A 21,147-nucleotide genomic window follows, 5' to 3' on the forward strand; every position below is an offset into this window, starting at 1 on the left:
GCATGGGGCTAACGTGGTGCGGATGGCGACCGGCGAGACCGAGCGGGAGGCGTACGTGCCCGAGGACCAAGGCGGCGCGGCGGCGCCCCGCACCCTCGCGGAGGCGCTGCGGGCCCGGGGCGACGAGGGGCTGGCGGCACTGCTGCGCGCCCGCCCCGACCTGCTGGCCCCCGTACCGAACGACCTGACGCAGCTCGCGACGCGGGCCGGCACGCGCGCGTCCGTCGTGCGCGCCCTGGAGCGGCTGGACCGGTTCACGCTCCAGACCGCCGAGGCGCTGGCCGTGGCACCCGACCCGGCGCCGTACCCGGTGCTGCTCCGGCTCATGGCCGGCGACGCCGGCGACCCGGGCGTCGAGGCCGCCCTGCCGGACGCCGTCGCCGTCCTGCGCGACCAGGCCCTGGTGTGGGGCGGCGACGACCGGCTGCGGCTGGTGCGCACCGCGCGCGAACTGCTCGTCCCGTCCCCGCAGCACCCCTCCCCCACCGGCCTCGGCCCGACCGTCGCGGAGGCCACCGCCGGGATGTCGCCGGGCCGGCTCCAGGAGATCCTCCAGGCCGTCGGGCTGCCCACCACCCACGACCCGGTGTCGGCCGTCGTCGCGCTGACCGGCCTGTTCACCGACCGCGCCCGGATGGACGCCCTCCTCGACCAGGCCCCGGCGGACGCCCTGGGCGTGCTGGACCGGCTCGTGTGGGGCCCGCCGTACGGCGAGGTGACCGCCAACCCCACCCCGCCGGTGCGCTGGCTCCGCGACCGCGGCCTGCTCCTGCCGACCACCGCCCGCACGGTGGCGCTGCCCCGAGAGGTGGCGCTGCACCTGCGGGCCGGGCGGGCGCACCGGACGCCGGAACCGGTGCCGCCGGCCGTCGGCCCGGCCCGCGAGTACCGCCCGCAGGTGGTGGACAGCACCGCGGCGGGCCAGGCGTACACGACGCTCGCCACCGCCGAGGAGCTGCTGAAGAAGTGGGACGAGGGCGGCCCCGCCGTCCTGCGCGCCGGCGGCCTGTCCGTCCGCGACCTGAAGCGGACCGCCGTCCTCCTCGACGTGGCCGAGCCGGTCGCCGCGTTCTGGCTGGAGCTGCTGTACGCGGCGGGGCTGCTCGCCTCGGACGGCGAGGCCGACGAGCGGTACGCGCCGACACCCGCGTACGACGAGTGGCTCGACCTGCCGGCCGCCCGCCGCTGGGCCCGCCTCGCCACCGCCTGGCTCACCGCGACCCGCACGTCCGGCCTGGTCGGCGGGCAGGACGCCAAGGGCCGCACCCTGTCCGCGCTCGGCCCCGACCTGGACCGGGGCGCCGCCCCCGAGGTACGCCGCCGGGTGCTGGAACTGCTCGCCGCGCTGCCGCCGGGCGCCGCCCCGGAACCGGAGGACGTACTGGCCCGGCTCCGCTGGGAACGGCCCCTGCGCGGCGGCGCCGGCGCCGGCGCGGACCTGCGCGCCCGCCTCGCCACGTGGACGCTGGACGAGGCCGAACTGCTCGGCCTCACCGGCCGGGGCGCCCTCTCCGGCCACGGCCGCGCCCTGCTGACCGGCCCCGGCGAGGACGCGGCCGTCGCGCTGCTGGCGCCGCTGCTGCCCGAGCCGGTCGACCACGTCCTGCTCCAGGCCGACCTGACCGCCGTCGCCCCCGGCCCGCTGCGCCGCCCGCTCGCCGACGCCCTGGCGGTCCTCGCGGACGTCGAGTCCAAGGGCGGCGCGACCGTGTACCGCTTCACGCCCGCCTCCGTCCGCCGCGCCCTCGACTCCGGGCGGTCCGCCGCCGACCTGCACGCCTTCCTCGCGGCGCACTCCCGCACGCCCGTGCCGCAGCCGCTGGCCTACCTGATCGACGACGTGGCCCGCCGCCACGGCCACCTGCGGGTCGGCGGCGCCTCCTCGTACGTCCGCTGCGACGACGACGCCGTCCTCGGGGAGATCCTCGCCGACAAGCGGTCCGCTCCCCTGGGCCTGCGCCGCCTCGCCCCGACCGTCCTGGCCGCCCAGGCCGACCCGGCGGCCCTGCTGGAGGGGCTGCGGTCCCTGGGGTTCGCGCCGGCCGCCGAGTCCGCCGAGGGCGACGTGCTGATCACCCGCGCCCACGCGCGCCGCACCCCGCCGCGGACCCCGCCCGCCCCCGTCCCGGACGGCCCGCCGGCGCCCGACGACACCCTGCTCAAAGCGGCCGTCCACGCCATCCGCGCCGGGGACCTCGCCTCCACCGTGGCCCGCAAGGAACCGGAGGCGGCGGTCGCCCGCGCCGACGGTTCCCTGCCGCGCACCTCCGCCGCCGAGACCCTGGCCACCCTCCAGGCCGCCGTGCTCACCAACTCGGCGGTCTGGATCGGGTACGTCAACGCCGACGGCGCCGCCAGCCAGCGCGTCATCGCGCCGGTGCGCGTCGAGGGCGGGTACGTCACCGCCTACGACCACACGGCCGACGAGGTCCGCACCTACCCGCTGCACCGCGTCACCGGCGTCGCGGAGCTGGCGGAGGAGTGAGCCGGCCGCGCCCGCCCCACCCCTTTCCCGGCCCCGTCCCCGGGGCGGCTCCCGTTCCGGGGGCGATGCGGCAGACTGGAGAGCTGGCCGCGTCCCGGGGCCGTACGGAAAGGGTGAGGCGTGAACGGACCGCTGATCGTCCAGAGTGACAAGACGCTCCTGCTCGAAGTCGACCACGAGCGGGCCGACGCCTGCCGCCGCGCCATCGCCCCGTTCGCCGAGCTGGAGCGGGCGCCCGAGCACATCCACACGTACCGCGTGACCCCGCTCGGCCTGTGGAACGCGCGGGCCGCCGGGCACGACGCGGAGCAGGTCGTCGACGCGCTGGTGGAGTTCTCCCGGTACCCCGTGCCGCACGCGCTGCTCGTCGACGTCGCCGAGACGATGGCCCGGTACGGGCGGCTCACCCTCCACAAGCACCCCGTGCACGGGCTCGTCCTCGCCACCACCGACCGGCCCGTCCTGGAGGAGGTGCTCCGGTCGAAGCGGATCAAGCCGCTCGTCGGGGAGCGCATAGACCCGGACACGGTCGCCGTCCACCCCTCCGAGCGCGGCCAGATCAAGCAGACCCTCCTCAAGCTGGGCTGGCCCGCGGAGGACCTCGCCGGGTACGTCGACGGCGAGGCGCACCGCATCGACCTGGACGAGTCGGGCTGGGCGCTCCGCCCGTACCAGCAGCAGGCCGTCGAGGGGTTCTGGCACGGCGGCTCGGGCGTCGTGGTGCTGCCCTGCGGCGCGGGCAAGACCCTCGTCGGCGCCGGGGCCATGGCGAAGGCGAAGGCGACGACGTTGATCCTCGTCACCAACACCGTCTCCGCCCGGCAGTGGAAGCACGAACTGGTCAAGCGGACCTCGCTCACCGAGGACGAGATCGGCGAGTACAGCGGCGCGCGCAAGGAGATCCGCCCGGTCACCATCGCCACGTACCAGGTGCTGACGACCCGGCGGAAGGGCGTCTACCCGCACCTGGAGCTGTTCGACTCCCGCGACTGGGGCCTCATCGTCTACGACGAGGTGCACCTGCTGCCCGCGCCGGTCTTCAAGTTCACCGCCGACCTCCAGGCGCGGCGGCGGCTCGGCCTGACCGCGACGCTGGTGCGGGAGGACGGCCGCGAGTCGGACGTCTTCTCCCTGATCGGGCCGAAGCGGTTCGACGCGCCGTGGAAGGAGATCGAGGCGCAGGGGTACATCGCGCCGGCCGACTGCGTCGAGGTCCGCGTCGACCTGACCGAGTCGGAGCGGCTGGCGTACGCCACGGCGGAGGCCGAGGAGAAGTACCGGTTCTGCGCGACGACGGACACCAAGCGGCGGGTCACCGAGGCGATCGTCCGGAAGTTCGCGGGGCAGCAGATCCTCGTCATCGGGCAGTACATCGACCAGCTGGACGAGCTGGGCGAGCACCTCGGGGCGCCCGTCATCAAGGGCGAGACGCCGAACGCGCAGCGCGAGAAGCTGTTCGAGTCGTTCCGGAACGGGGAGATCAGCGTGCTGGTCGTCTCGAAGGTCGCGAACTTCTCCATCGACCTGCCGGAGGCGACGGTCGCGATCCAGGTGTCGGGCACGTTCGGTTCGCGGCAGGAGGAGGCGCAGCGGCTGGGGCGGGTGCTGCGCCCCAAGTCGGACGGCCACCAGGCGCACTTCTACTCGGTGGTCGCGCGGGACACGATCGACCAGGACTTCGCCGCGCACCGGCAGCGGTTCCTGGCGGAGCAGGGCTACGCGTACCGGATCATGGACGCGAGCGAACTGCTGAGCGAGGCCTGAGCCCTCCGGCGCCGGCACGGGCGGCAGGGACGCCCGGCGTCCACCCGCCCCGTCGGCGTCCGGTACGGGCCCCGGGGGCGTCCGGTACGAACCGTGGAGGCGTCCGGCGTCCGGTCGCGCCAGCGGCGTCCGGCGCCCGCCGCGTCAGTGGCGCCTGACGCCCGCCGCGTCGGCGTCGTAGTCGCCGAGGACCGCGACGCCGAACGCCGCGGTCGCGAAGACCCGTACCGCGCGCAGCGCGCCGCCGAGCCGGGTCGAGGGCCGCTTCGCGGCGCCGGGCGCCTGCGGGGCGCGGGCCGTGGAGGTGAAGGTCGCTGTACTCATGTCCCCATGGTGGGTTCCGGACCCCCCGTTTCCATCACCCCCCGGACTGAACCCGCACCCCGCCCGCGTACGACTCCAGGCATACGGGGTCCCCTACGGGTCGTACGCGGCGCACTTCCGGAAGGACCACGTACGGGTGGGCCGGACGATTCGGGCGCGCCGGGCGGTTCGGGCGTCGTCGAGGAGCCGGGTCGGCGGGGGTGCCGCTCCCGGCGATCGAGGCATCTCCCTCATCCAGGGCCCGGGACGTCCGCATCCCCGCGCGGGCGCCGGGGCGAGCGACGGGGAACGTGCCGTGGTGGGACGTGAGAGGGAGGTCCGGGAAGGACTCGGCTTCCACCGATTCGCGTCACCATGACGAATACCGTGTGCCTCCAGGAGTGGCACCCCGATGCGACCAGGGGCGCACGTTCTCCGGCCCCAGGGCCCCGGGGCGGAGGAGGGGCGCACTCCGTCCGCATGCGGGAGCCTCCCCCAGCACCCTCCGGAAAACCGTTCGCACCCGCCCCGCCTTCCTCACTACAATCTCCCGCTTGCCCGCCTCCCCGTCGGGAGCGCCGCCCTCCGGTCGGAAACCGGACGGCCCTCAGCGACCACCGTTCCAGCGCCGGAGGCACAGCCATGTCCAGGACCGAAACCGACCCCCTCGGCCGCGAGCGCGCGCACCTCGCCGCGTCCCGTGCGGCGCTGCGCGCCATGCGGGAGGACGTGGAGGCGCTGGACATCCGCGACGTCACCGCGAACTGGGTCAACGCCGCCGTCCTGGAGCGGCAGATCGAGGAGCGCGTCAAGGCGCTCGCCGACCTCGCCCACACCCCCCTGTTCTTCGGGCGGCTCGACTACCTGCCCACCACGCAGGAGGGCCAGCGGTTCTACATCGGGCGGCGGCACGTCCACGACGCGCACGGCGACCCGATGGTGATCGACTGGCGCGCGCCCGTGTCGCAGCCCTTCTACCGGGCGTCGAAGCGGGACCCGCAGGACGTGCGGCTGCGGCGCCGGTTCGGTTACACGGGCGGTGACCTCACCGCGTACGAGGACGAGCACCTCACCGACCCGGCCGAGGCGGAGACGACGAGCCGGCTGCTCCAGGCGGAGATCGAGCGGCCGCGCGTCGGGCCGATGCGGGACATCGTGGCGACGATCCAGCCCGAGCAGGACGAGATCGTCCGCAGCGGCCTGTCGGGGACGGTGTGCGTGCAGGGAGGCCCGGGGACCGGCAAGACGGCGGTGGGCCTGCACCGGGTGGCGTACCTGCTGTACGCGCACCGGGAGCGGCTGGCCCGCACCGGCACCCTCGTCATCGGGCCGAACCGGTCGTTCCTCCGGTACATCGAGCAGGTGCTGCCCGCCCTGGGCGAGCTGGAGGTGCGGCAGGCGACCGTGGACGACCTGGTCGGCACCCATGTCGAGGTGCGCGGCTCCGACGACGCGACGGCCGCCGTCGTGAAGGGCGACGCCCGGATGGCCGAGGTGCTGCGCCGGGCGGTGCGGTCGCACGTGACGCTGCCGACCGAGCCGGTGGTGGTGGTGCGCGGGTCGCGGCGGTGGCGGATCCCCGCGTACGAGGTGGAGGAGATCGTCCGGGAGCTGCTGGCGCGCGACATGCGGTACGGCGCGGCCCGTGAGGCCCTGCCGCAGCGCATCGCCCACGCGGTGCTGGTGCGGATGGAGGCCGCCGGGGAAGCGCCGGACGACCGGGTGCAGGACCAGGTGGCGCGCAACGCCGCCGTGAAGGCCGCCGTGAAGGCGATCTGGCCGCCCGTCGACCCGGCGAAGCTGGTCCTGCGGCTGCTGTCCGACCCGGGGTTCCTCGCCGAGCACGCGCACGGCGTCCTGGACGAGGACGAGCAGAAGGCGATCCTGTGGGCGAAGCCCCCCAGGAGCGTCAAGTCCGCGAAGTGGTCGCCCGCCGACGCCGTCCTGGTCGACGAGGCCGCCGACCTGGTGGCCCGCACCCATTCGCTGGGCCACGTCGTGCTGGACGAGGCGCAGGACCTGTCCCCGATGCAGTACCGCGCGGTGGGGCGCCGCTGCTCGACCGGTTCGGCGACCGTGCTGGGCGACCTCGCGCAGGGCACCACCCCGTGGGCGACGCGCAGCTGGGCCGAGGCGCTGCGGCACCTGGGCAAGCCGGACGCGCTGGTGGAGGAGCTGACGGCCGGTTTCCGCGTGCCGCGCGACGTGATCGCGTACGCCTCCCGGCTGCTGCCGCACATCGCGCCGGACCTGGCGGAGGTCCGCTCGGTCCGGGAGAACCCCGGTTCGCTGGAGGTGCGGGAGGTGGACCTGGAGCGGCGGGACGCGGAGGTCGTCGCGGCGTGCGCGCGGTTCCTGGACCGGGAGGGCTCCATCGGCCTGATCGCCGCCGATCCGCGCCTGCCCGCCCTGGAGGAGGCGCTGCGGGAGGCCGGCGTGCCGTTCCTGTCGCCGGGCGAGGAGACGACCCCGGACGTACGGCTCACCCTGGTCCCGGCGTCGCTCGCGAAGGGCCTGGAGTACGACTACGTGGTCCTCGACGAGCCCGCCGCGGTGGTGGCCGCCGAGCCCGACGACCGCACGGGCCTGCGCCGCCTGTACGTGGCTCTGACCAGGGCGGTCTCCGGCCTGAAGGTCCTCCACGCGACCCCCTTGCCGGAACAGCTGGCCTCCGCCTGACGTCCCGTGCGGCGGGGTGGGCGAGGCGGGAGGACGCACACCTGTGGACATCGGGGCCCCGGCGGGCAAAGCGGTGGCTCGCCCGACTGAGGCCCCCGTACGCCCGCCCCTCGGACCCCGGCGTCCGAGGCGACGGGGCGGGCGCCGACCGCGAGGCTCAGCAGGACGGCGACGGCGAGGGCGGCGACGGCCGCGGCGGTCGCGAGGACACGTCGGGAACGCACAGCGGCAGCCAATCGGAAAGGTGCAGGCGGGGGGCCGGGCCGGGGGGCCGGGCGAGGTGAGGCCCAGTGGAGGCAGCGGCCGGAAACGCTCCCCGGGCAGAATGCCCCCCATGCCTCTCACCGTCGGGTTCGACCTCGATATGACCCTCATCGACTCCCGTCCCGGTATTCACGCGACATACCGGGAGCTTTCGGCGCGTACGGGGGTGTGGATCGACGCCGACCTGGCGGTGACCCGCCTCGGACCGCCGCTCGAACACGAGCTGGCGTACTGGTTCCCCCCGGAGCGCGTGACGGAGATGGTCGCCGCGTACCGTGAGATCTATCCCACACACGCCATCGAACCGTCCCTGGCGCTGCCCGGCGCGGGGGATGCGATTCAAGCCGTTCGCGCGGCCGGCGGGCGGAGCGTCGTCGTCACGGCGAAGAACGAGCCGCACGCCCGGCTGCACGTCTCCCACCTCGGCCTGGAGCCCGACGCGGTGGTCGGGTGGCTGTGGGCGGAGGCGAAGGCGGAGGCGCTGCGCGAGCACGGCGCGACGGTGTACGTCGGTGACCACCTGGGCGACATACGCGGTGCCCGCGCGGCGGGCGCCCTCGCCGTGTCGGTGGCCACCGGGCCGTACGACGAGGCGGCCCTGCGCGCGGCCGGCGCGGACGTCGTCCTGCCTGATCTGACGGCGTTTCCGGCGTGGTGGGCGGCCTACGCGGAGGGCGCGGTCTCCCGGGCCTGACGCCGCTGGGCGGCGATGGAGCGGAGCACTCCGGCGGCGGCGACGAGGAAGCCGACGCCCATCAGCATCGCCACGAGGTACACGATCGTGGGAAACGGGTCCGTCCCCAGGAAGAGTGGCGCGACCGTGACGAGCGTGGCGATCGCCCCGATGATGAAGAGGACCGCTCCGACACGAATGAGCCCGTCCCCGGGGAGGGCGCCGCTCGCGGTGGTTTCACTACGCATTCGGCCAGGGTAGTTCCCTGGCCGGGGGAACGGGCCGGCGGCGTCTTGTCACGAGGGCCGGGACCATTAGCCTGGACGCCCTGAGCCGCTCATCGCGGACCCATCGAGTACGAGGACGAGGACAGGACGTGCCTACCGGCAAGGTCAAGTGGTTCAACAGCGAGAAGGGCTTCGGCTTTCTCTCCCGCGACGACGGCGGCGACGTCTTCGTGCACTCGTCGGTGCTCCCTGCCGGGATCGACGGCCTGAAGCCGGGCCAGCGCGTGGAGTTCGGCGTGGTCGCCGGGCAGCGCGGCGACCAGGCGCTGTCGGTGACGGTCCTCGACCCGACCCCCTCGGTGGCGGCGGCGCAGCGGCGCAAGCCGGACGAGCTGGCGTCGATCGTGCAGGACCTGACGACGCTGCTGGAGAACATCACGCCGATGCTGGAGCGGGGCCGGTACCCCGACAAGGTGCACGGCAAGAAGATCGCCGGCCTGCTGCGCGCGGTGGCCGACCAGCTGGACGTCTGACCCTCCGCGGGCTCCCCCCTCGCGGGGCGCCCGCCGACGCGCCGTGCCGCCCGTCCCGTCCCGCGGGGCGGGCGGCCCCGCGACGGGGCGCCCGCACGCCGCGGGGCCGGGCCTACGGGAAGGCCAGGGCCTCCGGGGGGACGCCGGGGACCAGGTCGTGGGCGGCCGCGCGGGCCAGCAGCGTGTGCACCGCCTCGTACCCCGCGGGGCCCAGGTCCTCGGTGTACTCGTTCACGTACAGCCCGATGTGCCGCTCGGCCACCTCGGGGTCCATCTCCTGCGCGTGCGCCCGCACGTACGGCTGCGCGGCCGCCGGCGACGCCCACGCCCGCCGCACCGACTCCCGTGCCGCGTCCGCCAGCCCGCGCAGCGCCCGCGCGCCCAGCGACCGCTTCGCGATGATCGCGCCCAGCGGGATCGGGTGCCCGGTCGTGGCCTCCCAGTGCTCGCCCATGTCGGCGAGGCGGTGCAGCCCGTACCTCTGGTACGTGAACCGCGCCTCGTGGATGACCAGCCCCGCGTCGACCTTCCCGTCCCGCACCGCGGGCATGATCTCGTGGAAGGGCATCACGACGACCTCCCCGACCCCGCCCGGCACGGCCTGCGCGGCCCACAGCCGGAACAGCAGGTACGCCGTCGACCGCTCGCTCGGTACGGCGACGGTCCGGCCGGACAGGTCGGTGCCGGGCTCGCGGGTGAGGACCAGCGGCCCGCAGCCGCGCCCGAGCGCGCCGCCGCACGGCAGCAGGGCGTACTCGTCCAGGACCCACGGCAGGACGGCGTACGAGACCTTCAGGACGTCCAGCTCGCCCCGCTCGGCCATGCCGTTGGTGACGTCGATGTCGGCGAAGGTGACGTCCAGCTCGGGCGCCCCGGGCACCAGCCCGTGCGCCCACGCGTGGAAGACGAACGTGTCGTTCGGGCAGGGGGAGTATGCGATGCGCATCACCACTGGCCCTCACTCCTCCCTGAAGATGCGGGTACTCAGAGGCTCGAACGCCGCCCGCAGCGCGCCCAGCGCCTCGCCGATCCGCCAGGCGGCCCGGTCGCGGGGGCCGACGGTGTTGGAGACGGCGCGGACCTCGACGGCCGGCACGCCGTGCGCGGCGGCGGCCTCGGCGACGCCGAAGCCCTCCATGGCCTCCGCCCCGGCCCGCGGGTGCCGGGCGGTCAGCTCGGCGGCGCGGGCGGCGGTGCCGGTGACGGTGGAGACGGTCAGGACGGGCGCGAGCAGGCACGGCAGGCCGGTGTCGCGCACCGCCTCCGCCAGGCGGGCGGTCAGCGCGGCCGGCGGGGTGTGGACGGAGCGGCCGAAGCCCAGCTCCTCCACCGGCAGGTAGCCGCCGGGGGTGTCGGCGCCCAGGTCGGCGGCGACGATGCTGTCCGAGACGACGAGGGACCCGATCGGGGCGCGCGGCGCGAACCCGCCGCCGATCCCGGCGGTGATCACCAGGTCGTACGGGTAGGGGGCGGTGGCCAGCGCGGTCGCCGCGCCGACCGCCGCCGCGGCGGGCCCGACACCGGCCGCGAGGACGTCCACGACGGGCGCGGCGGGCCCGGCCGGCCGGGCGAGGGCGTGTCCGGTGAGCAGGTGGCCCGTCACGGTGTGGCCGCTCGGCAGCGGCCGGGAGGAGCGCGCGGCGCAGCCGACGAGTCCGCCGGCGACGGAGTGCGCCTCCGCCGCCACGGCGGTCACGACCAGGACGCGCAGGGTCACACCTTCTTGAGGACGAAGCGGTAGACGCCGATGGCCTTCTTCGTCTTCGCGTCCGTCTCCAGGATCGACACGCGGACGCTGCCGGCGGACTGGCCGCCCATCGCCGGGCCGGCGAAGAACGAGCTCGCGGTGATCGACCGGTACGTCTTGGTGTACGGCTCCTGCTCGGCGCGCTCGCCGTCCAGGAAGATCGTCCAGCCGTTCTCGGCGATCTCCGGGTCGACGCCGAAGCGGATCCGGTCGTCCACGGAGACGTCGACGGCCTTGCCGCCCTTGGCGCTGAGGCACTCCTGGACGCGGGACTCCTTCAGGCCGCCCTCGTCGTAGCAGTTTTCCGCGGCCTCGGTGTTGTACGAGTCGGATCCGACCGTCACGGTCGCGATCGGCGTCGGCTTGGTCCAGCCGCAGGCGGAGAGGACGAGCAGGCCGGCGGAGACGGCACCCAGAGCGACGCCGGCCCGGCGGGCCTTTCCGGAGAAGAACGCAACGGTCATGGGCCGAAGGCTATCGGTCCCGGCCGCCGCAGGCGCATGGGGGGCTCTCGCGACGCGCGCACGCTCACCCCGCGCGGCGGGAGTCCCGCACGGCGCGCGGGCCGCGGGGGGCCTCCCCGCCGTGCCGCGCCGCGCCGAGCAGGCCGCGGCCGGCGACCGCCGCCCCGGCGGCGAGGATGGCCGCCGCCACGGCCATCCCGAGCGTGCCGTTCAGCGGCAGGACGATGCCGACGGCACCGCCGACCACCCACGCCATCTGCAGCAACGTCTCGGAGCGGGCGAACGCGGACGTGCGCACGGACTCCGGCACGTCCCGCTGGATCAGGGCGTCGAGGGACAGCTTCGCCAGGGCCTGCGCCAGCCCCGCGACGGAACCCAGCAGGGCGACGAGCGGCCCGCCGAAGAAGACCGCCGCCGTGATCGTCGCGGCCAGCGCCAGGACCAGCATCGTGGCGATGATCGCCTCGGGGGCGCGGTCCCTGAGCCAGGCGCCGACCGCCGTGCCGCAGGCGTTGCCCGCGCCGGCCGCCACGCCGACGACGGCGAGGGAGACGGCGGCGCTCTGCCCGCCGATCGGGTGGACCCGCAGCAGGAACGCCAGGAAGAAGATCAGGAACCCGGACAGGCCGCGCAGCGCCGCGTTGGCCTGGAGGGCGTGCAGGACGGCCGGGCCGACCGTGCGCAGGCTGGGCTTGCGCTCGCCGTGGGTGAGCATGTGCGCCTTGCCCTCGCCCTTCGCGGAGTCCACCGCGTGGGGCAGGCGGAACGCCAGGAAGGTGCCCGCCGCGAACAGCGCGCACGCCCCGTACAGCGGCCACTCCGGCCCGATCCGGTGCAGGCCGACCGCGACGGGCGCGGCCGCGCCGGTGGCGAGGAGCCCCGCGAGGGTGACCCGCGAGTTCGCCTTCACCAGGGAGAAGCGGGGCGGCAGCAGCCGCGGGACGACGGCGGAGCGGACCACGCCGTACGCCTTGGAGGCGACGAGCACGCCGAGCGCCTCCGGGTACAGCTCCAGGCCACCCGTGGCGACCGCGCCCGACAGGGCGACCGCGAGGAACGCGCGGACGAGCATGGCCCCCGCCATCGCCGCGCGCCGGCCGTGCGGCACGTGGTCGAGGAGCGGGCCGATGACGGGGGCGAGGAGCACGAACGGGGCGAGCGTGATGGCGAGGTACAGGGCGACGCGGCCGCGCGCCTCGTCGGTCGGCACGGAGAAGAACACCGTCGACGCGAGCGCCACGGTGATCATCACGTCGCCCGCGCCGTTCACGGCGTGCAGCTCGATCAGCTTGCCGAGGCCGGACTCCCCGGCGCCCTGCGCGTGGGTGGCGCGGCGGATGCCGCGGGCGGTGGACGTGAACGGCAGGTGGGCGGCGCGGCCCAGGCCCCGGCCCGCCGCGCGGAGCCGCCCAGCGCGTCCGTACCGGCCGGCGCGCTGCGACGGTTTCCGGGACCACCGCGCGGATGCCACGTCGTCATAGTGCCCCACCGTTCCTGTCCGTGGAGGGTTACTTGGGGCGGCCGTGTGGGCGGCGGGCTGCGAAGGGGGTAGCGTGCGTAGCGCGCCACCGGCGGGAAAGGTCTCGGCCGCGCGCCTCTTCGGCATCCCGCAGAATGGATGACATGAGGTGTGCCCGAGCACGTCGGGCGCGGACGTCGATGCGGTCCCCGGGTCCGCTCCGTTCGCCGCCCGTGCAGTCGCGCATCGGCCGGCGCACCTGTGAGACGGCGTAGGAGAGAAGCGAACCTGTGAGTGCTGCGACGACGCGAAGCCGTGCCCGGCGTGCCCCCGCCCTGGACAGCCTGTGCGCCGAGGCGGTGGACCTCGCCCGGGAGGCCGCCGAAGAGGCGGCGGCGCCCGGCGTCGTCGGCGCGTACGTGGAGGCGGTGGCCGAGGGCGACCGGGTCGTCACGCACCTCTTCGAATGCTCCGAGCCCGGGTACCGGGGCTGGCGCTGGGCGGTGACGGTGGCCCGCGCGTCGCGCGCGAGGAACGTCACGCTCGACGAGGCGGTCCTGCTGCCGGGGCCGGACGCCCTCCTCGCGCCCGAGTGGGTGCCGTGGAGCGAGCGGCTGCGCCCCGGCGACATGGGGCCGGGCGACCTGCTGCCGACCGAGGCGGACGACCTGCGGCTGGAACCGGGCTACTCCGGGGAGGACGAGCCGCCGCCGAACTCCGCGGTGTCGGAGGAGATGACCGACCGGGCCGACGCGGAGGACGCCGAGTTCGTGTCGCGCACCCCGTCGCGGGGCGCGATCGCGGCCGTCGCGGACGAGCTGGGCATGCGGCGCGCGCGGGTGCTGTCCCGGTACGGGCTGCACGCGGCGGCGGACCGCTGGGAGGAGGCGTTCGGGGCGAAGACCCCGATGGCCCAGGCGGCGCCGGCGTCGTGCGTGTCCTGCGGGTTCCTGACGGCGATCGGCGGGTCGCTGGGGCAGGCGTTCGGGGTGTGCGCGAACGAGTTCTCGCCCGCGGACGGGCGGGTCGTGTCGCTGGACTACGGGTGCGGCGGGCACTCGGAGGCGGCGGTCATGCCGAAGCCCCCGCGCCCCGCGGAGCCCGTGCTGGACTCGATGGCGGCGGACGTGTTCCCCCTGCACCCCACCCCGGCCGCGGGTTCCGTCCCGACGGTCCCGGACCCGGCGTCCGAGGACCTGGGCCACTCGTAGGCACCTCCCCCGGCCCGCGCCCCCGCGGGCCGGGCCGTGTGGACCGCGTACGCCGGAGGGCCGCGCCGTGACGTACGGCGCGGCCCTTCCGCGTACGCGGGGTGCGGCGGGCGGTCAGCCCTTGAGGTCGAGCGTCTCGCTGCCGGCGTCGCTGAAGACGTTGATCCGCAGCCGGGTGACGCCCTGCGGGAAGGACGTCCCGAGCGAGACGCGCACCTCGTGGACGCGCTGCCGCTCGGCACCGAGCGTCTCGCCGCCGGGTGCGGTGAGCCGGGCCTCGACGCCGGACGAGCCGGTCGCGCCCACGGCCCGCCAGTCGCCGCCGTCGCGCAGCGACACGCTGACGTCCCCCGGCCGGAGCGTGCCGGACCCGCCGTCGACGGTGACGGTGAGCATGTCGGTCGTGTTCTCGGCGGGCCGCCCGAGCGTGTTGTGGACGGTCGCGAGGAACGCCGTCCCGTCACCGCCGGTGCGCAGGGTGGTGGTCTTCTCCATGGCCCCGTAGACGATCGTGACCGTGCGCGACGGGGGCGTGGACTCCCGTTCGACCGGTGGCGGGGCCGCTCCGCCGCCGGACGCCGACGGCGACTCGGCCGTGGTGCCGGGCTCCGCGGACGGACCCGTGGGGGAGGCGGTGCCGGGCCGGGTGCTCGGGGTGGCGCTGGGCGACGGGGTGAGCGACGGCGGGGCGGACACCCGGGCGGGCGGGGTGTCGGCGACGCCCGCCCGGTCGGGGCCCCGGAGCAGCGACACGGCGGCCGTCCCCACCAGGGCCACGGAGGCCACCGAGGCGGCGAGGGCCAGCACGAGCGGCCCCCGGCCGCGCGCCGCCCAGTTCGGGGCGGGCGGGCGGGCCGGCCGCAGCGAGTGGTGGGTGAGCTGCCCGGCGCGGGCCGCGAGGGCACGGACGAGCAGGTCCTCCGTCGGGGTGAGGCCGCGGCGGTCACCGGCGCCGTGCGGATCGTCGGTGCCGTGCGCGTCGGTGCCGTGCGCGTCGGCGTCGTGCGGATCGTCGGTGCCGTGCGCGTCGGCGGCGTCGTCGTACGCGTCGGCGGGGCGGAAGGCGCCGTACGGGCCGGCCGGGGGCCGATCCGGATCCGGCGAGTCGCCCGGAGGCCGATCCGGATCCTGCGGGCCGTGGTCACGTGGGCCGTTCATCGTGCGGTCCTCCTCTCCTCGGCTCGGTCAGCCGTTGTCCTGGGCCTTCATGGCCCGTTCCAGCGCGTCCAGGGCGCGGCTGGCGGTGGACTTCACCGCCCCGCGCGACAGCCCGAGCGTCTCGGCTATCCGCGCCTCGCTCAGGTCGGACCAGTAGCGCAGGACGAGCACCTCGCGCTGGCGGGGGGTGAGGCCCCGGAGCGCGTCGAGCACCCGGCGGTGTTCGTCGCCGAGCAGGGCCTGGTCCTCGGCCGACGCGGCGTCCGCCTCGTGCGGCGGCACGTAGGCGCGGGCGGTCCTGCGGCGGCGCAGGACGGAACGGGCCGCGTTCACCACGGACGTGCGCAGGTAGCCCAGCGCGTTGTCCACGTCGTCCAGCCGTTCGCCGTGCCGCTTGTACAGCGCGACGAACGCGTCCTGGACCACGTCCTCCGCGGTCGACTGGTCGTCGACCAGGAGGACCGCCATCCGCACCAGCGACAGCCGGTGCGCGTGGTAGAGCTCGGTGACCGTGGGCCGGGCCCGCTCCGGTGCCCCGGCCGGCCCGGCGGCCGGGTCCTGCCGCCGGGCGGTCCGCTCGCGCCCGCCGCCCAGCAGCCGGAAGCGGGGGCGTGCGGGCCGTGCCGCGCCGTCCTCCGCCTCCGGGCCCGCGGACAGGGAGCGGAGCAGTCGCCGCCAGAGCTCGGACAGGGGCGGCACAGGGGCGGCAAGGGCCGTGTTCATGGTGTCGGGTCCTCCGGAGCCACACAGGATTCGTGCTGCAGCGTCCGGTGATCCCCACCCCCGTGACCTTCAGCCCCCGCAGGCTACTCGACATGATCATTTGGTGGGACGGGACGGGTCAGGCGGCCCGGCGGCGGGCGACGAACAGGGCGGCGGCGCCGCCCGCCACCAGCAGGCCGGTGGCCCCGACCAGCAGGGGGGTGGTGTCGGTGCTGCCCGTCCTGGCCATCTCGCCGGCCGGGGCGGCGGCGGGCGAGGTGCCCGTGCCGGCCGGGACGACCGCGCCGGTGCCGGCGCCCGGGCCCGTGCCGGGCGCGGCGGAGGGCGACGCGGTGCCCGTGCCGGCCGGGGTGCCCGTGCCGGTGCCCGTGCCCGGGCCCGTGCCGGTGGAGCCGTTGAGCGTGAACGGCAGGCGCTTGCGGGTGGAGGTGAGCTCCGCGCGGGCCTCGATGTCGACGAAGAAGGACTTCGCCTTCGTCTGGGGCGTGGCGGTGATCCGCAGCCGGTAGGTGGCGCTCTCGCCGGGGGCGAGCTTCGGCTGGGTCGGGATGATCTTCGCCATCAGGTGGCCGCCCTCGCGGGAGGTGCTCAGCTCGGTGGGGAACCAGGTCCGCGGGGTGATCGCGTACTGCTCGACGCGGATCTCGCCGGCCGTCATGCGGCGCTTGACGTCCTGGTCGGTGATCTCCATCAGGACGTTCGTGCGCTGGGAGATGTTGCCCTTGTTGGTGACGGTGGCGGTGAACTCCCGGGCGACGCCCTTGTCGATCCGGGTGACGCCGTCGGCGCCCTTGACGGCGATGGCCAGCTGGCGGCTGACGTCCGGGTCGCTGGTGTCCGGGGTGCCGTGCTCGACGCCGTACGTGAAGGAGGCCGAGCCGTTGCCCGCGAGGAACGTGAAGGTGCCCGTGCGGGCCTTGCCCGGGTAGTACTTCGTCGCCGCGAGGCGGAGCTGGTACGTGCGGGACCGGCCGTTCTTGAGCAGGCCCTGGTCCAGGTTGCCGGTCACGGCCTGGTCCTGCTTGCCGAGCCGGACGGGGACCCAGGCGCCGGCGGGGGTGCGGCGCTCCAGCGTGACGTACTCGGGGTCGAGGTCGACGCCCTCGCCGTCGATGAAGAAGTAGTCGTTCGGGCTGATGTCCCGGCCGGTCCGGTTGGTGACCGTGGCGGTGAACGGGACGGCCTTGCCGCCGGTGTCCAGGACGGGGCGGCCGGCCAGTCCGCCGAAGGTGACCTCCGCCTCGTGGGCGGTGATGTGGCGGGGGATGCCGAAGCCGACCGTCCTCGCGCCGGTGCCGTCCGCGTACCCGGCGACGGAGACCTCGCCCATGGTGACGGACTCCGGGACGGACCGGTCGACGGTGACCTGGAACTGGCCCCACACCGTGGCGCCCGGCTTGACGTCGCCCATCGGGAAGGTGGCCTGGAGGGCGCCGCCGGCCCCCCGGGTGAGGGCCAGCGTCTGCCAGGAGCCGGTGGTGCGGTAGCGGACGGTCACCTTGGAGGGGTCGGCGGGCACGGCTTCCAGGGCGGCGTCGACGTGCTTGCCGTAGGCGACCGTGAAGCGGCCGGTGGCGTTCTCGACCGTCTCGGCGGAGCGGTTGGTGACGTGGCCGCGGAAGTCGTTCCTCTCGCCGAGGACGAACGGGGCGTCCGCCTTGTCGACGTCGGTGACCACCAGGGCCTGCGCGGTGGTGCCCGCGGTGGTGGCGGCCGGCAGGGCGACGGCCGGGGCGGCGACGGCGACCGGCGTGACGACGGTCAGCAGCACGGCGGCGGCGGACACGACCGAGCGGAGGGAGACCGCGGAACGGCGGGCAATACGGGACGAAAGGTGCTTCTGCATGACGGAGTTCCCCCCAGGGAGTACATGGCCTCGGTTGACGGTCGGCTTTGCTCGGCCCTGTCCCGGTCCCCCCGGTCCTGTCGGCCGTGTCGCTGCCTTCACTGGGATAGACGTGCGGCCCCCCCGGGGGTTGCAGGTGACTTCAGAAGTTTTTCGGGAACTTTCCCGTGACCCCTGCGCACCCCCGTTGACCTGGGCGTTCAGGGGGACGGGGGAGTGCGCGGTACCTTCGGCCGCAGACCGGTTCGTACGTCGAGGAGAGCGGAGCACATCGTGAGCGTGAGGGCGACGGCGGCGGGCGAGGGCACCGACCCGTTCGGGACCGCGCGGCTGCGGCGCGGAGTGCTCGACGCGTGGGGCGCCGGCCCCGCGCGGTTCCGGGAGGACGCCAACGCCGAGGAGGAGCTGAGCCTCGGCGGCTACCGCGACCGGCTGGTCGTCGAGCTGGCGCAGAACGCCGCCGACGCCGCCGCCCGCGCCGGCGTCCCGGGCCGCCTGCGGCTCACCCTGCACCCGGCCGACGCGGACGGCCCGGCCGTGCTCGCCGCGGCCAACACGGGCGCCCCGCTGGACGCGACGGGCGTGGAGTCGCTGTCCACGCTCCGCGCGTCCGCGAAGCGCGAGGGGCACGAGGGCGCGGTCGGCCGGTTCGGCGTCGGCTTCGCCGCGGTCCTCGCGGTGAGCGACGAGCCGGCGGTCATCGGCCGGCACGGCGGGGTGCGCTGGTCCCTCGCGGAGGCCCGCGAGCTGGCCGCCGAGGCCGCGAAGGCCAGCCCCGGCCTGGGTGACGAACTGCGCCGCCGCGACGGGCACGTACCGCTGCTGCGGCTGCCGCTGCCCGCCGAGGGCGCGCCGCCCACCGGGTACGACACGGTGGTCGTCCTCCCGCTGCGCGACGCCGCGGCCGTGGACCTGGTGGAGCGGCTCCTCGCCGGGATCGGGGACGCGCTGCTGCTGACCCTGCGGGGGCTCGCGGAGATCGTCGTGGAGACCCCGTCCGGCACCCGCACCCTCACGCGCGGCCGGGACGAGCAGTACACGGTCGTCGACGACTCCGCGCGCGGCACGACCCGCTGGCGGACCGTCACCCGCACCGGGCCGACCCCGCCGGAGCTGCTGAAGGACCGCCCCGTCGAGGAGCGGCTGCGCCCGCACTGGTCGGTCACCTGGGCCGTCCCGGTCGACGGGGAGGGCGCGCCCGCGCGCCCGGACACGGCGCCCGTCGTCCACGCGCCGACGCCGACCGACGAGCCGCTGACCGTACCGGCGCTGCTCATCGCGTCGTTCCCGCTGGACTCCACGCGCCGCCACCCGGCGCCCGGCCCGCTCACCGACTTCGTGGTGGCCCGCGCGGCCGAGGCGTACGCCGAACTGCTCGCCGCCTGGAGGCCCGTGTCGACCGGCACGATCGACCTGGTGCCGGGCCCGCTCGGCAAGGGCGTCCTGGACGGCGCGATCCGCGGGGCGGTCCTGGAGCTCCTGCCCCGGGTGCCGTTCCTCGCCCCGGCGGCGCCGTCCGAGGAGCTGACGGCGCTGCGCCCGTTCGAGGCGGAGGTCGTCGAGGGCGCCGGCGACCGGACCGTGCGGGTGCTGGCGGAGGTGCTGCCGACGCTGCTGCCCGCCGGCCTGGAGCGCCGCACGGAACTGCGGGCGCTGGGCGTGGCGCGGCTGCCGCTCGGGGACGCGATCGACCGGCTGGCCGGGGCGGAGCGGGCGCCCGAGTGGTGGCACCGGCTGTACGACTCGCTGGCGGGCGTCGACCCGGACCGGCTGACCGGCCTGCCGGTGCCGCTCGCGGACAACCGCACCACGATCGGCCCCCGCCAGGTCCTCCTGCCGCTGCCGGACACCCCCGTGGACCTGGCCCGGCTCGGGCTGAAGGTCGCCCACCCGGACGCGGCGCACCCGATCCTGGAGAAGCTGGGCGCCCTCCCGGCGACCCCCCGCGCCGTGCTGACGACCCCGCAGGTGCGGGCGGCGGTCGCGGCGTCGCTGGACGCGGACGAGGTGTGGGACGAGGACGGCCTGGACGCCGAGGAGCTGGCGGAGACCGTCCTGGCGCTGGTGCGGGACGCGGGCCTGGAGCCGGGCGACGAGCCGTGGCTGGGCGCGCTGGCGCTGCCCGACGAGGACGGGGAGCCGGCCCCGGCCGGTGAGCTGGTGATGCCGGGCAGCCCGTTCGCGTCGGTGATGCGGGAGGGCGAGCTGGCGCTGTGCGACGCGGAGCTGGCGGCCCGCTGGGGCGAGCAGCCGCTCGCGGCGTGCGGGGTGCTGGCCGACTTCGCTCTCGTACGGGCGGCGGACGTGGTGCTGGACCCGGACGAACTGGAGCCGCGCGACTCCGACTACGCCGAGCCCGACGACGTGGGCCTGCTGGACGCGGTGGACGTGTGGTGCGAGGACGTGCTGGACCGGCTGCCGGAGACCCCGGTGCCGCCGGTCGCCACGGAGGTCGTCGCCGTGCGGGACCTGGACCTGGTCGACGACGAGGCGTGGCCGCGGGCGCTGGCGCTGCTGTCCCGGCCGCCGCTGCGGGACGCGCTGACGCAGCCGGTGCGGGTGCTGCTGCCGGACGGGACGACGGAGACGGTCCGCTCGTACACGGCGTGGTGGCTGCGCGACCACCCGGTCCTGGACGGCCGCCGCCCGGCGGGCCTGCGCGCGGCGGGCGCCGACCCGTTGCTGGAGGGCCTGTACGAGCCGGTGGACACGACCGGCTTCGACGACGCGCAGGTGCTGCGCGCGCTGGGCGTGCGCACGTCGGTGGCGTCCCTGCTGGACGAGCCGGGCGGCGCGGCGGAGCTGCTGGGGCGGCTCGCGGACCCGGACCGGGAGGTGACGGGCGCGCAGCTGCACGGGCTGTACTCGGCGCTCGCGGAGCTGGACCCCGAGCAGGTGACGCTGCCGGACGAGCTGCGGGCCGTGGTGGACGGCGAGGTGCGGGTGGTGGACGCGGCGGACGCGGTGGTGGCGGACGCGCCGGACCTGCTGCCGTCGGCGGGCGGGCTGCCGCTGCTGCCGGTGGCGCCGTCGCGGGCGGCGGACCTGGCGGAGCTGCTCCAGGTGCGGCGGCTGAGCGAGGTCGTGGTCGCGGAGGTGACGACGCAGGGCGAGGAGCACGAGGTGCCGGCGGCGGTGCGCGTGCTGCTGGGCCCGGCGGCCCCGACGACGTACGTGGAGCACGAGGAGCTGGTGGCCGGCGGGGTGGAGCTGGACTGGCGGATCACGCCGGACGGGACGCTGCACGCGGCGACGCTGGAGGGCGTGGCGGCGGGGCTGGCCTGGGCGGCGGGGCAGTGGCCGCGCCGGTTCGAGGTGGCGGCGCTGCTGGAGGATCCGTCGCGGACGGAGGAACTGGCGCGGGACCGCTGGTTCGACTGACGGGCACGGGCCGCCGGCACCCGGCGGCCCGGTCCTCGCGGCCTCCGGTGCGCGGGGCCTCGCCGCCCGGACCTGCCGGGCGCGAGCCGGGTCGGGTCGGGCGCGGGCCGGGACGGGCGCGGGCCGGGACGGGCGCGGGCCGGGACGGGCGCGGGCCGCGCGACGGCACCCGCCGCGGGGCACGGTGGGCCGCGTGGAGCCGGTGTACCGCGCCGCCGGGCACCGCGAGC

The 21,147-nt window shown here is 76.0% G+C and carries 16 protein-coding genes; 7 read left to right on the forward strand and 9 right to left on the reverse strand.

Features of this window, described 5'->3' with window-relative positions; translation table 11 throughout:
* The first annotated feature begins 22 nt into the window (after positions 1-22).
* A complete protein-coding gene (locus tag IE106_RS12105) occupies positions 23-2,485 on the forward strand; it encodes a helicase C-terminal domain-containing protein (RefSeq protein ID WP_189532860.1) in 2,463 nt (820 codons plus the stop codon).
* A 120-nt stretch (positions 2,486-2,605) separates the two neighbouring features.
* The gene (locus tag IE106_RS12110; RefSeq protein WP_189532863.1) at positions 2,606-4,249 is read left to right on the forward strand and encodes a DNA repair helicase XPB; all 1,644 of its coding nucleotides are present in this window, start codon (positions 2,606-2,608) and stop codon (positions 4,247-4,249) included.
* Positions 4,250-4,393: 144 nt separating this feature from the next.
* On the opposite strand, the gene IE106_RS12115 is transcribed toward IE106_RS12110, so the two are convergent.
* Positions 4,394-4,573: a hypothetical protein gene (locus IE106_RS12115; protein ID WP_189532865.1), complete on the reverse strand. Its 180-nt coding sequence runs from the start codon at positions 4,571-4,573 to the stop codon at positions 4,394-4,396.
* 621 nt (positions 4,574-5,194) lie between these two features.
* Between IE106_RS12115 and IE106_RS12120 the strand changes: the two genes are divergently transcribed.
* Together IE106_RS12120 and IE106_RS12125 are read left to right on the forward strand one after the other, a co-directional pair.
* The gene (locus IE106_RS12120) at positions 5,195-7,231 is read left to right on the forward strand and encodes a HelD family protein (RefSeq protein ID WP_189532867.1); all 2,037 of its coding nucleotides are present in this window, start codon (positions 5,195-5,197) and stop codon (positions 7,229-7,231) included.
* 334 nt (positions 7,232-7,565) lie between these two features.
* On the forward strand, positions 7,566-8,189 hold the full coding sequence (locus tag IE106_RS12125) for an HAD family hydrolase (RefSeq protein ID WP_189532869.1): 624 nt from the start codon (positions 7,566-7,568) through the stop codon (positions 8,187-8,189).
* On the opposite strand, the gene IE106_RS12130 is transcribed toward IE106_RS12125, so the two are convergent.
* On the reverse strand, positions 8,159-8,416 hold the full coding sequence (locus IE106_RS12130; RefSeq protein ID WP_189532871.1) for a hypothetical protein: 258 nt from the start codon (positions 8,414-8,416) through the stop codon (positions 8,159-8,161). The genes IE106_RS12125 and IE106_RS12130 overlap by 31 nt on opposite strands.
* Before the next feature lie 128 nt (positions 8,417-8,544).
* Between IE106_RS12130 and IE106_RS30825 the strand changes: the two genes are divergently transcribed.
* Positions 8,545-8,928 carry a cold-shock protein gene (locus IE106_RS30825; protein ID WP_189532873.1) on the forward strand — a complete coding sequence of 128 codons (384 nt, stop codon included), beginning with the start codon at positions 8,545-8,547 and terminating at the stop codon, positions 8,926-8,928.
* Between the two features lie 112 nt (positions 8,929-9,040).
* On the opposite strand, the gene IE106_RS12140 is transcribed toward IE106_RS30825, so the two are convergent.
* The 4 genes from IE106_RS12140 to IE106_RS12155 all read right to left on the reverse strand — a co-directional run bounded on the left by IE106_RS12140 (position 9,041) and on the right by IE106_RS12155 (position 12,628).
* Positions 9,041-9,874 (reverse strand): 1,4-dihydroxy-6-naphtoate synthase, encoded by an 834-nt coding sequence (locus IE106_RS12140; protein WP_189533217.1) that lies wholly within the window; start codon positions 9,872-9,874, stop codon positions 9,041-9,043.
* A gap of 12 nt (positions 9,875-9,886) precedes the next feature.
* Entirely contained in the window at positions 9,887-10,639 is a 753-nt protein-coding gene (locus IE106_RS12145) for a futalosine hydrolase (protein ID WP_189533219.1), read from the reverse strand.
* Positions 10,640-10,641: 2 nt separating this feature from the next.
* Positions 10,642-11,139 carry a DUF2771 domain-containing protein gene (locus IE106_RS12150; RefSeq protein WP_189532875.1) on the reverse strand — a complete coding sequence of 166 codons (498 nt, stop codon included), beginning with the start codon at positions 11,137-11,139 and terminating at the stop codon, positions 10,642-10,644.
* A 64-nt stretch (positions 11,140-11,203) separates the two neighbouring features.
* Positions 11,204-12,628, reverse strand: coding sequence for an MFS transporter (locus tag IE106_RS12155; protein WP_373295939.1), 1,425 nt, complete (start codon positions 12,626-12,628; stop codon positions 11,204-11,206).
* Between the two features lie 260 nt (positions 12,629-12,888).
* Between IE106_RS12155 and IE106_RS12160 the strand changes: the two genes are divergently transcribed.
* Positions 12,889-13,809, forward strand: coding sequence for a DUF3027 domain-containing protein (locus tag IE106_RS12160; protein WP_189532879.1), 921 nt, complete (start codon positions 12,889-12,891; stop codon positions 13,807-13,809).
* Positions 13,810-13,923: 114 nt separating this feature from the next.
* On the opposite strand, the gene IE106_RS12165 is transcribed toward IE106_RS12160, so the two are convergent.
* The 3 genes from IE106_RS12165 to IE106_RS12175 form a co-directional block, all read right to left on the reverse strand.
* The gene (locus tag IE106_RS12165) at positions 13,924-14,967 is read right to left on the reverse strand and encodes a hypothetical protein (protein WP_189532881.1); all 1,044 of its coding nucleotides are present in this window, start codon (positions 14,965-14,967) and stop codon (positions 13,924-13,926) included.
* A 27-nt stretch (positions 14,968-14,994) separates the two neighbouring features.
* Positions 14,995-15,690 carry an RNA polymerase sigma factor gene (locus IE106_RS12170; RefSeq protein ID WP_189532883.1) on the reverse strand — a complete coding sequence of 232 codons (696 nt, stop codon included), beginning with the start codon at positions 15,688-15,690 and terminating at the stop codon, positions 14,995-14,997.
* Positions 15,691-15,808: 118 nt separating this feature from the next.
* Positions 15,809-17,536, reverse strand: coding sequence for an LAETG motif-containing sortase-dependent surface protein (locus IE106_RS12175; protein WP_189532885.1), 1,728 nt, complete (start codon positions 17,534-17,536; stop codon positions 15,809-15,811).
* Between the two features lie 273 nt (positions 17,537-17,809).
* On the opposite strand from IE106_RS12175, the gene IE106_RS12180 reads away from it, so the two are divergent.
* Entirely contained in the window at positions 17,810-20,917 is a 3,108-nt protein-coding gene (locus IE106_RS12180) for a sacsin N-terminal ATP-binding-like domain-containing protein (RefSeq protein ID WP_189532887.1), read from the forward strand.
* The last annotated feature ends 230 nt before the right edge of the window (positions 20,918-21,147 follow it).

This window comes from Streptomyces roseolilacinus (assembly GCF_014649335.1).
Taxonomy (GTDB): domain Bacteria; phylum Actinomycetota; class Actinomycetes; order Streptomycetales; family Streptomycetaceae; genus Streptomyces; species Streptomyces roseolilacinus.